The organism is Janthinobacterium sp. KBS0711 (assembly GCF_000988085.1).
In the GTDB taxonomy this organism is placed as follows: domain Bacteria; phylum Pseudomonadota; class Gammaproteobacteria; order Burkholderiales; family Burkholderiaceae_D; genus Janthinobacterium; species Janthinobacterium lividum_E.
Map to the genome: position 1 here is coordinate 330,251 of NZ_LBCO01000035.1, position 12,307 is coordinate 342,557.

A 12,307-nucleotide genomic window follows, 5' to 3' on the forward strand; every position below is an offset into this window, starting at 1 on the left:
GAATCAGGGAAGGTCCGGACTGGTCGAGTCCGGGCTTGAAGTTCGGCCTTAAGACAGGATACCGGCGTCGCGCAAGGCATCGCGCACGGTGGCGTGGCAATTTTCAGCCAGCGGCACCAGTGGCAAGCGTATGCCGGCAGGCATCAGGCCCATTTCGGCCATCGCCCATTTGACGGGCACCGGGTTGGGCTCGACAAACAACTTCTGGTGCAGAGGAAAAACTTTGTTATTGATGGCAATTGCCGTGGCGCGCTCGCCCGCCATGGCCGCGACGCACAGTTCGTGCATGGCGCGCGGCGCGACGTTGGCCGTCACGGAAATGTTGCCGTGGCCGCCGCAGAACATCAGCGCCATGGCCGTCGGATCGTCGCCCGAGTACACGGCGAAGTCGGCCGGCACGAGGCGCAGCAGGTCGATGCCACGGCCGATATTGCCGGTCGCATCTTTCACGCCGACGATATTCGGGATGGCGGACAGGCGCACGATGGTCTCGTTGCTCATGTCGGCAACTGTACGGCCAGGCACGTTGTACAGGATGACCGGGATGTCGACGGCTTCGGCGATGGCCTTGAAGTGCTGGTACATGCCTTCCTGGGTAGGACGGTTGTAGTACGGCACCACTTGCAAGACAGCATCGGCGCCCGCTTCTTTCGCATAGCGCGTCAGTTTGATCGCCTCGGCCGTGGAGTTGCCTCCGGCGCCGGCGATGATAGGAATGCGTCCCTTGGCATGTTCGACGGTCAACTGTATCAGTTCGCAGTGTTCCTCCACGCTGACTGTTGCCGATTCGCCCGTTGTGCCAACGATGACGATGCCGTCCGTACCCTCGGCGATATGCCAGTCGATCAGCTTGCGCAGACCTGGAAAGTCCAGACTGCCGTCTGCGTGCATCGGGGTGACGATTGCTACAATGCTGCCCTTGATCATAGTAAGTTTATAGCGCCGATAAATAAAACAACGATTGTAGCGGATAGCCCGCGCCTGTGGTGCATTCTGACATAGTATGGCCGCTCAAAACGTCGGCAGCAGGGCTGCCAACCGTGGAAAATCCGGCCGGACGGCACAAATTCGTTGCACCAGAGCAGCTTTTGGCTGCTCCACTCTTCCATCCTCATACGCTACCACACGCAAGCCCTGCTGCACGGCCCAGGTCAGCATTTCGCCTTCCTTCAGCAGGAATTTCGGATTCGACGGCTTGCCGAACTGCTCATTGCCTTCGGCAAACGTTTCGTACAGCAGCACGCCATCGGGCGCCAGGCTGGCAATCATGGCGTCCAGTAGCGGCCGGTGCAGATAATTCGTGACGACGATGCCGGCAAAACGGCCGGGCGCGAAGGGCCATACGGCGCCCGGCGCTTCCAGGTCCACCAGCGACGTCGTGATGCCCGTGCCGGCCGCCTTTTCCAGCATTTCCGGATCATGGTCGAGCGCGATCACGGGGTGGCCCAGGCTCACCAGGTGGCGCGCATGGCGGCCTGCGCCGCAGGCCAGGTCCAGCACTTCGCCGCCCGGAATCAGGGGCGCCCAGCGGCGCAGCCAGCCGGAAATCGCTTCGGTTTGTAGTATTGGTTCAGTTACTTGCATCGGTACTTCCATCAATTATTTGCGACCATCCGGTTGCTTGTATCAGGTCAACAGGGCCGTCAGGGGCGTGACCACAGTGACAAAAATGCCTATGACAAATTCGATCGCCGCCAGCAGGGCGCGGTTCAATACGCCCGTGTACATCAGCAGCACCAGGGCGCCGAACACATACAGGCTGTAGCGCTCGATGCTGGCGTAAGGGCGCGCCAGCTGCATCGGCAGCAAGCCCGTCATGATGCGTCCGCCATCGAGAGGCGGCACGGGGATCAGGTTAAACACGAACATGGCCGCATTCACGCTGACGCCGGCGCCCGCCATCTTGCGGAAAAACATGCCCATTTCCGTCGGCGGCATAACGCTGAGCACGACAAAGGCGATCATCCAGCCCAGGCCCATGACGAAATTGGCGCCAGGCCCGGCAAACGCCACCCAGGCCATCTGCTTCTTCGGATTGCGCAGGCGGCTGAAATCGACGGGCACCGGCTTGGCATAGCCGAACGGCACCTGGATCGTGAAATACAGCATCAAGGGTAGCAAGATCGTGCCGAAAGGATCGATATGCCGGATGGGATTGAGGCTCAGCCTGCCCTCGTTCGAGGCCGTGGGGTCGCCGAAATAGCGGGCCGCGTAGCCGTGCGCCGCCTCATGCAGGGAAATGGCAAACAGCACCGGCACCAGGTACACCGCAATGGTCTGGACTATCGTATTGAAATCGCTCATGACCGCGATTCTACCAGAGGCGTCCCGGCCACTTTCTTATGTTGTCATTAAGAACAGGTGAAGAGCGGCGCCAGAACGTGCGCGCCATCCTCCTCTACAAGCCCAGCACGGCCGGGTCACCGCGCCCCACGCGCACCACTTCCGGCTCCGGTCCCGTCAGGTCGATCACGGTGCTGGGGCCATGCGCGCAGACGCCGCCATCGATGATCAGGTCGACCAGTTTTTCAAGGCGCTCGCGGATGGTGTCGGCGTCCGTCAGGCTCTCTTCATCGCCGGGCAGGGTCAAGGTCGCGCCCAGCAGCGGCTGGCCCAGCTCTTCCAGCAGACATTGCACGATGCGGTGCTGCGGCACGCGCAGGCCGATGGTCTTGCGCGAGGGATGGCTGAGGCGGCGCGGCACTTCCTTCGTCGCTTCGAGGATGAAGGTGTAGGCGCCCGGCGTGGCCGCCTTGAGCAGGCGGAACTGGCGATTGTCCACGCGGGCGTACACGCCCAGCTCGCTCAAGTCGCGGCACAGCAAGGTGAGATGGTGCTTTTCATCCACGCCACGGATGCGGCGCAGGCGCTCGACGGCGCCCTTGTCGTCGAGCTGGCATACGAGTGCATAGCAGGAATCCGTGGGCAAGGCCACGACGCCGCCGGACTGGATGATCTGCGCAGCCTGCTTGATCAGGCGCAATTGCGGATTGTCGGGGTGAATCTGGAAAAATTGACTCATGTGTAAGCGTTCTGGCGAACCAGCTTGTTAAGTTAGCATTATTGTACGCCGCGCAGCGCGGCGATGCGTTGTTCGATCGGCGGATGGGTGGCGAACAGCGCGCCCCATCCGCCATTGCCGCCGCTGATGCCCAGCGCCTGCATCGATTGCGGCAGCTCGCCCGGATGCACGCCGCCCAGACGGGCCAGCGCATGCATCATCGGCGTGGGGCTGCCCAGCAGCTTGGCCGAACCGGCATCGGCGCGGAATTCGCGCTGGCGCGAGAACCAGGCCACGATGATGGAAGCGAGCAAGCCGAAGATCACTTCGCACACCATCACGGTGACGAAATAGCCGATGCCGCGTCCGCCGCCTTCGCGGTTGTTATTTTTCAGCAGCACATTGTCGACAAAGAAACCCACCACACGGGCCATGAAGACGACGAAGGTATTCACCACGCCCTGGATCAGGGTCAAAGTCACCATGTCGCCATTCGCGACGTGAGCGATCTCGTGACCCAGCACGGCTTCGACTTCATCGCGGTTCATGCTTTGCAACAAGCCGGTCGAGACAGCCACCAGCGCCGAATTTTTAAAAGCACCCGTGGCGAACGCATTCGCGTCGCCCTCATAGACGGCCACTTCCGGCATGCCGATGCCGGCCCGCTCGGACAGCGCGCGCACGGTATTGACCAGCCACAATTCCGTCGACGACGTCGGATTGTCGATCACGCGCGCACCCGTGCTCCACTTGGCCATCGGTTTGCTGATCAACAGGGAAAAGATTGATCCCGTGAAACCGACCACCAGCGAAAACACCAGCAGGCTGCCCAAGTTCAGGGTGCTGCCGCGCGCCGGATTGCCCACGCCCAGCAAACTGAGCACGAGCGACAGCACCAGCATCACGGCCAGATTGGTTGCAATAAACAGGACGATACGTTTCATGGGCGTTGGCTCCGGAAAAACAAGAATAGCTAAAAGATAAGTGTGCAGCCGCGACTTTTCAAGCCCGCGCGGCAGGCGCAGGCCAGCCGCGCCCTAGAACCAGTCGTGCCAGATCGGGGTCACGTTTGATGGCAGTGGCGGCAACTTGGCGAAATCCACGCGCGACTCGCCCGGCGCATGGAAATCCGTGCCGCGCGAGGCGAGGAAGCCGTAGGCGTTGGCCAGTTGCGCATATTCGGGATACTGGTCCGGGCTATGGCTGCCCGTGACGACTTCGATGGCCACGCCACCGAGTTGCTTGAATTCATCGAACAGCACGCCTTGCGCCATGTCGCTGAAACGGTAGCGGCCCGGATGGGCGATGACGGCCACGCCGCCCGCGCCGCGTATCCAGCCCACCGCCTCGGCCAGGGTCGCCCAGCGGTGCTCGACGTAGCCAGGCTTGCCTTCCGACAGGTATTTCTTGAACACGTCGGGGATGTTCGCGCATTTCCCCATTTCCACGATGTAGCGGGCGAAGTGCGTGCGCGACATCAGGTCCGGGTTGCCGACGAATTTCAAGGCCCCTTCATAGGCGTCGGGAATACCGGCCAAGTCCAGCTGGCGGGCAATCTCGCGGCCGCGCGCGTCGCGCCCGGAACGCGTCTGGTGCAAGCCCTGCACGAGACCAGGATTGTTTTCATCGACTTGCAAGCCTACGATGTGCACGGTTTCGCCGGCCCACGTAATGGAAATTTCCACGCCGGCCACGAAGCGCATGCCCAGATCCAAGGCGGCCGCGCGCGCGGCGGCCACGCCCGACACTTCATCGTGGTCCGTCAGCGCCCACACGTCGACGCCGGCCTTGCGTGCGTGCGCCGCCACGGCGGCCGGTGACAGCACGCCGTCGGAGATATTCGAATGACAATGCAGGTCGACTTTAAGCATGTGAAAACAATACCCTGCACGGGCTCAGCATGGAAGAAGTTTTCATTGTACGCTGCTTGTCAAATCGCGCTGCGGCGTTCCCGACACACATCAGGCCAAAAAGGCTTCCACGAGACGCGCCAGTGCCGCCGGTTGATCATGATGCAGCATGTGGCCCGCATCCGCCATCATCTCGCAGCGCACATCCTTGATGCAGGCCAAACGCCGGTCGATCTCGATGCGCGCCTGCTCCTTCGGCCCCATCCATTGCCACATATTTGTGTCATCGGCTTCCACCCACAGCACGGGTGCCGTGATGCGGCGCCAGCACGCCATCACTTCTTCCACCTGATACAGGATGGGATTGACCCGCTTGTGCTGCGGGTCGCCCATGATGTCCCACTCGCCCGCCTCGTTCTGCGCCGACCAGTGCTCGGCGAGGAAGGCCGCGCGCTCGTCCGGCAGGCGCGGATTGGTCTTTTGCAGGCGTTCGGCCACGGCTTTTTGCGTGGGATAGCTGCGCATGGCGGGCGGCTCGCGCAATTCGGCTAGCCACTTGGCATAGCGGCCCGGCGCCTGCTCCGGCTTGCTTGCCATCATGCCGAAGCCTTCCAGGTTGATGAAGCGGCCGATGCGCTCGGGCCGCACGCCCGCGTACAGGCCGGCCACGTTGGCGCCCATGCTGTGACCCAGCAGGTTGACGGGAGCGCCCGGCGAGTAATGCAGCAGCATGGCGTCCAGGTCGGCCAGGTAGTCGGGGAACCAGTAGGTGTCCGATTGCGTGTAGTCGCTCAGGCCAAAGCCGCGCCAATCGGGCGCGATCACGTGCCAGTCGCCTTGCAACTCGTCGACGACGAACTGGAACGAGGCGGCCACGTCCATCCAACCGTGCACCATGAACAGGATGGGCGCCCCTTCGCGGCCCCAGTGGCGCACATGCGTACGGGCGCCGCGGATGTTGATGAATTCGGAACGGGAAAGTTTCATGGGTTTCATCTCATTGCCTGCCTTGAAAGTAGCGCGGATGGCGCCACATGCTGTGTCTGTAGATATGACGGGCATAAAAGTACGACCGTTCGATAATTATACCGGATTGACGGTCGGCGCTCGGACTTGCCCTGCAACAGCGTAAAATAGCGCAAAACTTCCGCGTCCGGCCGCGCCCGGCGCTTCCACCACCGCCACAGGCTAACGATGACACTCTACCAATTGGGCGCCGATGCGCCGCAGATTGATGCTTCCGCTTTTGTTGCCGACACGGCCAACGTGATCGGCAAGGTGACCCTGGAAGCGAATACGTCCGTATGGTTCGGCGCCACGATTCGCGGCGACAACGAACGCATTACCGTGGGCGCCAACAGCAATGTGCAGGAAGGCGCCGTGCTGCACACGGACCCGGGCTACCCGCTGGACATCGGCCAGAACGTGACCATTGGCCACCAGGCAATGTTGCATGGCTGCACGATCGGCGATGGCGCCCTGATCGGCATCCAGGCCGTGATCCTGAACGGCGCGAAGATCGGCAAGAATTGCCTGGTCGGCGCGGGCGCCCTGGTCACGGAAGGCAAGAAATTTCCCGACAATATGCTGATCATCGGCTCACCGGCGAAAGCCGTGCGGGCCCTGACGGCAGACGATATCACCAGGCTACAAGGCAACGCCGTGAACTATGTGCAACGCGGCCAGCTATTTAATACGCAACTCAAGAAGATTGGATAAAAGAATGATGACTGAAACCACGGGCGCCGTCAGCGCAGCCGCTACCGGCCAGGATACCCTGCAAAAATTTATTTTCGACAACGCCGCCGTGCGCGGCCAGTTCATCGACGTGTCCCACACTTGGCAAGAAGTGGTGTCACGCCACGCCTACCCGACGGCCGTGAAAAAAGTGCTGGGCGAAATGGTGGCAGCCGCCGCCCTGCTGTCGGCCAACCTGAAATTCAACGGCTCCATCATCATGCAAATCCACGGTGACGGTCCCGTGCGCCTGATGGTGGTCGAGTGCGACTCCGACCTGCGCCTGCGCGCCACGGCCAAGCTCGACCCGGAAGCCGTCATCCCCGACGTGGCCACCGTGCCGCAACTGCTCAACGCCACGGGCAAGGGCCGCTTCATCATCACCCTGGACCCGGCCGACAAGGTGCCAGGCCAGCAGCCGTACCAAGGCATCGTGCCGCTGGACGGCGACGACATGGCCACCGTGATCGAAAACTACATGTTGCGTTCGGAACAGCTCGACACACGCCTGTGGCTGGCCACGGACGACACCGTCTCGCGCGGCCTGCTGCTGCAAAAGCTGCCCCACCATGGCGGCAAGGCCGAAGCGACGCCTGTGTCGGAAGAAGATGCGCTCGACACGTGGAACCGCGCCGTGATGCTGGCGTCGACTCTGAAAGAGACAGAAATCCTGTCGACGGACATCGACACCCTGATGCAGCGCTTGTTCTGGGAAGAAACGATCCGCGTCTTCGACCCGCTGCACCCGAGCTTCCATTGCAGCTGCACGCGCGAAAAAGTCGGCAACATGCTCAAGATGCTGGGCGAGGAAGAAGTCAACAGCACCCTGGAAGAAGTGGGCCAGGTGGGCGTGAACTGCGATTTCTGCGGCCAGCACTACGAGTTCGACAAGGTCGATTGCGCGCAGCTGTTCATCACGGATGCGCCAGCCGAAGTGCTCATTCCGCCAGCTGCAAGCATCAACTGATTATTACAGTTTCGCCATAATCCCTCTGCGCCGCCCCTCGGGCGGCGTCTTTGTTTCTGCTGTCATATTCCCGTCATCAGTTCGTCATCAGCCCGTCACGCGCCGCCGTTACGCTGCGCAGCTTGTATTACCCACACTACTTTCCACAGGCTGATGATGACCACCCACTTGACGCTGGCCCTGCGCCGCCATTCCTTCCATGTTTTGCTGGGCGCCTGCGCCGCAGGCTTGAGTTTGCCTGCCTTGGCGCAAACGGCCGTGGCCGCCGCCGTGGCCTCCGCCGCCACCGAGATGGCCGCGCCCGCCACTGCCGCCGATGACGGCGCACCGATGGCCACCGTAGAGATTTCCTCGCGCAAGACGCGTTCTTCCGTCGCCCTGAGCAAGAATGAAATCCAGAAAATCCTGCCCGGCACGAATCCCCTGAAAGCCCTGCAAACCTTGCCAGGCGTCAGCTTCCAGACGGCCGATCCATGGGGCAACAACGAGCAAAACCTGTCGCTCTTCGTGCATGGCTTTTCTGGCCAGCAACTGGGCTACACCATGGATGGCGTGCCGCTGGGCGACCAGCAGTACGGCAACTACAACGGCCTGTCGCCGCAGCGCGCCGTGATCAGCGAAAACGTTCGCAGCGTCGTGCTGTCCTCGGGCGCGGGCGACCTGGCCACGGCCTCGACCAGCAACCTGGGCGGCACCATCGAAACCTATTCCAGCGACCCGCTGGCCACGCAGGGCGCCAGCGTGCAGCAAACGGTGGGCAGCCACCGCACCTCGCGCACGTTCGCCCGCTACGACACGGGCGCCTTCGGCGACGGCAGCAGCGCCTATTTTTCCATCCTGCACCACGAAGCGCGCGCCTGGGACTTCGATGCGCGCCAGGGCGGCGACCAGTTCAACGCCAAATACGTCAACCGCAGCGAAGCGGGCAAGCTGACCCTGTTCTTCAATTACTCGGACAAGATCGAGCCGAACGAAGACAGCACCGTGCACGTGGCCGGCGAAACGAGCGCGCCGTACACGCGCCCTTTCCTGTATCCGGACTTCAAGGCGGCCCTCAATTATTTGTCGCCAACGGGTGCGACGCCCGCCGCGGACGGCAACAATTACCGCAATTACTACAGCGATGCGCAGCGCACCGATTACCTGGCCTACGCCAAGTTCGACGCCAACTTGTCCGAAGGCATGACCTGGTCGAACCAGGTGTATTACCACAAGGATGACGGCGCAGGCGTGGTGGCCGGCCCCATCGGCGTGGCCGGCTTGCCGGGCCTGTTCAGCGTGTACTACCCGAAACAGAATTTGAAGGAAGTCTTCGGCAACTCGGGCTATGCCGTGCGCACGACGGAATACGACATCAAGCGTGGCGGCTTCATTTCCACTTTGCGCAAGGAAATCGGCGAGCATCAGCTGGAAGCGGGCCTGTGGCTGGAACAGAACCGCTCGTCCGCCTATCGCCGCTGGTATGCGCTCGACGTCAACAACCCGACGTCGCCGTATGACCGCCCCAGCAATCCTTTGATCACGCAATACGGCAGCGAGATCGACAACAAGGTGGTGCAGCTGCACTTGCAGGATGAATGGCGCATCCGCCCCGATATCGCCTTGCAAGCCGGCTTCAAGTCCAGCCTGCAGTTTGCCGACGGCCAATTCCCCGTGCAGCCAGCCAAGGGCGCCATCGCCGGCGGTTCGACGGCCTTGCCGGTCGGCACCATCAACACGAAAAAATGGTTCCTGCCGCAAGTGGGCGCGCGCTGGGATTTCACGCCGCAAGACCAGCTGTATTTCAATATCCAGAAAAACATGCGCCAGTTCGTCACCTATGGCGGTGGCGGCGCCTCGCCGTGGAGCTTGTCGAGCCAGGCCGCTTTTGATTTGTTCAAGCGCGACGCCAAGCCGGAAACGGCCCTCACCTATGAAGTGGGCGTGCGCGGCAGCCATTCATTGAACCTGGGCGCCATCACGACTATCGATGGGCAAGTCAACGTCTACCACGTCGACTTCAGCAACCGCTTGCTGCAGATCAGCCCGACACCGGTGATTTCCTCTATCATCGGCGGCAACCCCGTGCTGGCCAACGTGGGCAGCGTGCGCACGGACGGCATCGATATCGCCGGCACCGTTCACTTCGGCAACAATTTTTCGTTCTACAATGCCCTGTCATACAACCGTTCGCAGTACGCGGACAATTACAACAATGGCGCCGCGCTGGTACTGACGGCGGGCAAGAACGTGCCGGGCTCGCCCGAGTGGCTGAACAAGTTTGTTGCCTCGGCAACGTTTGGCGATATCGAAGTGCAGCTGACGGGAGATTACGTGGGTAAGCGCTACGCGACGTACACCAACGATTTGTCCGTGCCCAGCTATTTCCTGATGGGCCTGGGCGTGTCGGGCAAGCTGCCGGTCATGGCCAGCTGGCTGAAAAACCCGCGCTGGCGCTTGAACGTCAGCAATCTGGCCAACCGTGAAGGCTCGCTGAACGTGGTGGTCGGCGCGGCCGACAAGACGTACAACACCTTCCCGATTGCCCCGCGCCAGGGATTCCTGACCTTGACGGCGGACTTCTGATGCGCGCTCCAATCTTGCCGCAACGGCATTTTTCGCGCCGCAGCTTCGTCCGGGCGGCCGCCGGCGGCCTGGCGCTGGCCGCCGCGCCGGGCTTTGCGGCCGGCCTGCTGGCTGCGCCACCTGCCCGTCCACTCGTGTTCGCCCACCGGGGCGCCAGTGCCCTGCGTCCCGAGCATACCTTGGCGTCGTACGCCAAGGCCATCCTCGACGGCGCCGACTACGTGGAGCCGGACCTGGTCGCCACGCGCGACGGCATCCTCGTGGCGCGCCATGAAAGCAATCTGATCGACACCACCGACGTGGCGCGCCGTCCTGAATTTTCCAGCCGGCGCGGCAAGAAGATGGTCGACGGCGAATGGCACGAAGGCTGGTTCGTCGATGACTTTACGCTGGCGGAATTGAAAACCCTGCGCGCCATCGAACGGCTGCCGAAAGTACGTACCGGCAATACCTTGTACGATGGACAATTCCAGATCCCCACGTGGGAAGAAATCATCGATTTTGTTGCAGCGCAATCAGCCGCCAGCGGCCGCATCATCGGCCTCGTGCCCGAGCTGAAAAGCTCGACCTACTTCCGCGATGCGGGCCTGGCGCTGGAAGACCGTTTCCTGTCGACCATGCTGGCGCACGAGTACACGCGCCGCGCACCGATCGAAATCCAGTCCTTCGAAGTGGCAAATTTGAAATACTTGCGCGAGAAGCTGGGACGGCGCGCCAACGTGCGTTTGATGCAGCTGGTCGTGGGCGGCGATATCCGCCCGATGGACGTGGCCAAGGCGGGCGGCAAGCTGACGTTCGGGCAGATGACGACGCCGGCCGGGCTGCGCGACATCGCCGCCTACGCGGACGTGGTGGCGCCGCCAACGCGCGGCGTTATCCCGCTGGGCGCCGACCAGCGCCTGGCCAAGCCCACTGCCATCGTCGACGATGCGCACCAGGCGGGCTTGCTGCTGCACACGTGGACCTTCCGTCCGGAAAACCGTTTCCTGGCGGCCGACTTCCGCGATGGCAATGGCGAAAACGCACGCAACGAAGCGGGATCCGTGGCGGAAATGCGGCGCTATATCGAAACGGGATTGGACGGTTTTTTCAGCGACGATCCGGGTCTGGGACGCATCGCCGCCGGATAAACATTTCGTAACAAATTCTTTTTCAGGGCGTGGCCGGTGGCTACGCCCTTATTATTCGTTTCTTGAATTTCTGAAATTGGAATTTGGAATTAGACATATATCGCGAACTCCATTATTGTGCAATGCAACAACAGACCATTCATGGAGGGCATATGTCCACTTTTACCAACACCTACAGCAACGACAACGACAACTACTTCAGCAACCTGAGCCGCGCCACGCGCGCCTTCCTGGGCGCCCTGCTCGCTTCCAAGCCGTACAGCGAACTGGCCCAGAAGGAAGTCATCGCCACCGCGACGACCAGCGCTGACGACGAACGCTATGTGCGCCCAAGCAAGCGCGATTTCGCCCTGCTGAACTCGGAAGCGAACCGCTACGAAAAACTGATGCCTAACCTGGCTTCAGAGCTGCGTTTCCTGGCCTCGCGCGGTTAAAAAATCACGACTAATTTAAAAGGAAATTTTATGATGTTTCTCGAAACCGCACTGATCGCCGTAGCCGTCGTCGTTACCGGCATCCATTTCTACCTGATCTCGACCGGCAAGGCCCGTTTCTGATCAGCAAGCAGCAAGGCAGTCGTGTATAGCAGTAGAAAGTAATAAGTACCAGGTAGTAATCAAGCGGTGATATGTCAGCCTGGCAATCGGTCCAGGCTGGCAAGCGGGAAGTAATAGATAGTCAATACTCAGTGCGGCGCAGCAGCGTCCACCGGCGTTTCCAGCAGTGGCGGGGTTTGTCCCTTGCGCACGATCTGCACGAAAATCTCATTCTGTTTGACCATGCCCAGCTCATAGCGGGCACGCTCCTCGACGGCGCCCGTACCATCTTTCAGGTCGCGCACTTCGGATTCGAGCTTGGCGTTTCGCGCCTTCAATTCCACATTCTTTTTATTGGCCACCGCCACTTGGGCTTCCATGTCGGCAACGCGCAGCCAGCCGCCTTTACCCAGCCAGAGGGGAAATTGGATCAGCAGCAGCAGGGCTGCCAGGGCGAGCGTAATCAGGCGCATGGGGTAGTCGGTTAACAAACCGGCCGGATATCTCCGGCCGGCCAGTGG

General features: G+C 61.5%; 13 protein-coding genes. 5 read left to right on the forward strand and 8 right to left on the reverse strand.

Going from position 1 to position 12,307, the window contains the following annotated elements; genetic code table 11:
* Positions 1 to 48 precede the first annotated feature (48 nt).
* The 7 genes from dapA to VM94_RS24640 all read right to left on the reverse strand — a co-directional run bounded on the left by dapA (position 49) and on the right by VM94_RS24640 (position 5,838).
* On the reverse strand, positions 49 to 927 hold the full coding sequence (gene dapA, locus VM94_RS24610; RefSeq protein WP_034750679.1) for a 4-hydroxy-tetrahydrodipicolinate synthase: 879 nt from the start codon (positions 925 to 927) through the stop codon (positions 49 to 51).
* An 84-nt stretch (positions 928 to 1,011) separates the two neighbouring features.
* The gene (locus tag VM94_RS24615; protein WP_046685842.1) at positions 1,012 to 1,584 is read right to left on the reverse strand and encodes a class I SAM-dependent methyltransferase; all 573 of its coding nucleotides are present in this window, start codon (positions 1,582 to 1,584) and stop codon (positions 1,012 to 1,014) included.
* A 42-nt stretch (positions 1,585 to 1,626) separates the two neighbouring features.
* A complete protein-coding gene (locus VM94_RS24620) occupies positions 1,627 to 2,304 on the reverse strand; it encodes a site-2 protease family protein (protein ID WP_046685843.1) in 678 nt (225 codons plus the stop codon).
* A gap of 94 nt (positions 2,305 to 2,398) precedes the next feature.
* Complete coding sequence (locus VM94_RS24625; RefSeq protein ID WP_046685844.1) at positions 2,399 to 3,022, reverse strand: L-threonylcarbamoyladenylate synthase; 624 nt, start codon at positions 3,020 to 3,022, stop codon at positions 2,399 to 2,401.
* 38 nt (positions 3,023 to 3,060) lie between these two features.
* Positions 3,061 to 3,945 carry a protease HtpX gene (gene htpX / locus VM94_RS24630; RefSeq protein ID WP_034750690.1) on the reverse strand — a complete coding sequence of 295 codons (885 nt, stop codon included), beginning with the start codon at positions 3,943 to 3,945 and terminating at the stop codon, positions 3,061 to 3,063.
* Positions 3,946 to 4,038: 93 nt separating this feature from the next.
* Entirely contained in the window at positions 4,039 to 4,872 is an 834-nt protein-coding gene (locus tag VM94_RS24635) for a 3',5'-nucleoside bisphosphate phosphatase (protein ID WP_046685845.1), read from the reverse strand.
* A 90-nt stretch (positions 4,873 to 4,962) separates the two neighbouring features.
* The gene (locus tag VM94_RS24640) at positions 4,963 to 5,838 is read right to left on the reverse strand and encodes an alpha/beta fold hydrolase (RefSeq protein ID WP_046686246.1); all 876 of its coding nucleotides are present in this window, start codon (positions 5,836 to 5,838) and stop codon (positions 4,963 to 4,965) included.
* Positions 5,839 to 6,045: 207 nt separating this feature from the next.
* Here VM94_RS24640 and VM94_RS24645 point away from each other — a divergent pair, with 207 nt between their 5' ends.
* From VM94_RS24645 to VM94_RS24665, 5 genes are all read left to right on the forward strand, one after another.
* Complete coding sequence (locus VM94_RS24645) at positions 6,046 to 6,570, forward strand: gamma carbonic anhydrase family protein (protein WP_046685846.1); 525 nt, start codon at positions 6,046 to 6,048, stop codon at positions 6,568 to 6,570.
* Positions 6,571 to 6,574: 4 nt separating this feature from the next.
* Positions 6,575 to 7,555, forward strand: a complete 981-nt coding sequence (gene hslO / locus VM94_RS24650; RefSeq protein WP_046685847.1) for an Hsp33 family molecular chaperone HslO — start codon at positions 6,575 to 6,577, stop codon at positions 7,553 to 7,555.
* A 153-nt stretch (positions 7,556 to 7,708) separates the two neighbouring features.
* On the forward strand, positions 7,709 to 10,120 hold the full coding sequence (locus VM94_RS24655; RefSeq protein WP_235433013.1) for a TonB-dependent receptor: 2,412 nt from the start codon (positions 7,709 to 7,711) through the stop codon (positions 10,118 to 10,120).
* Positions 10,120 to 11,250, forward strand: a complete 1,131-nt coding sequence (locus VM94_RS24660; protein ID WP_046685848.1) for a glycerophosphodiester phosphodiesterase — start codon at positions 10,120 to 10,122, stop codon at positions 11,248 to 11,250. Before VM94_RS24655 ends, VM94_RS24660 begins: the two co-directional genes overlap by 1 nt.
* A gap of 152 nt (positions 11,251 to 11,402) precedes the next feature.
* Positions 11,403 to 11,684 carry a hypothetical protein gene (locus tag VM94_RS24665; RefSeq protein WP_046685849.1) on the forward strand — a complete coding sequence of 94 codons (282 nt, stop codon included), beginning with the start codon at positions 11,403 to 11,405 and terminating at the stop codon, positions 11,682 to 11,684.
* Between the two features lie 251 nt (positions 11,685 to 11,935).
* Here the strand turns inward: VM94_RS24665 and ftsB are convergent, their stop codons facing one another.
* Positions 11,936 to 12,259 (reverse strand): cell division protein FtsB, encoded by a 324-nt coding sequence (gene ftsB / locus VM94_RS24670; RefSeq protein WP_010400534.1) that lies wholly within the window; start codon positions 12,257 to 12,259, stop codon positions 11,936 to 11,938.
* Positions 12,260 to 12,307 lie beyond the last annotated feature (48 nt).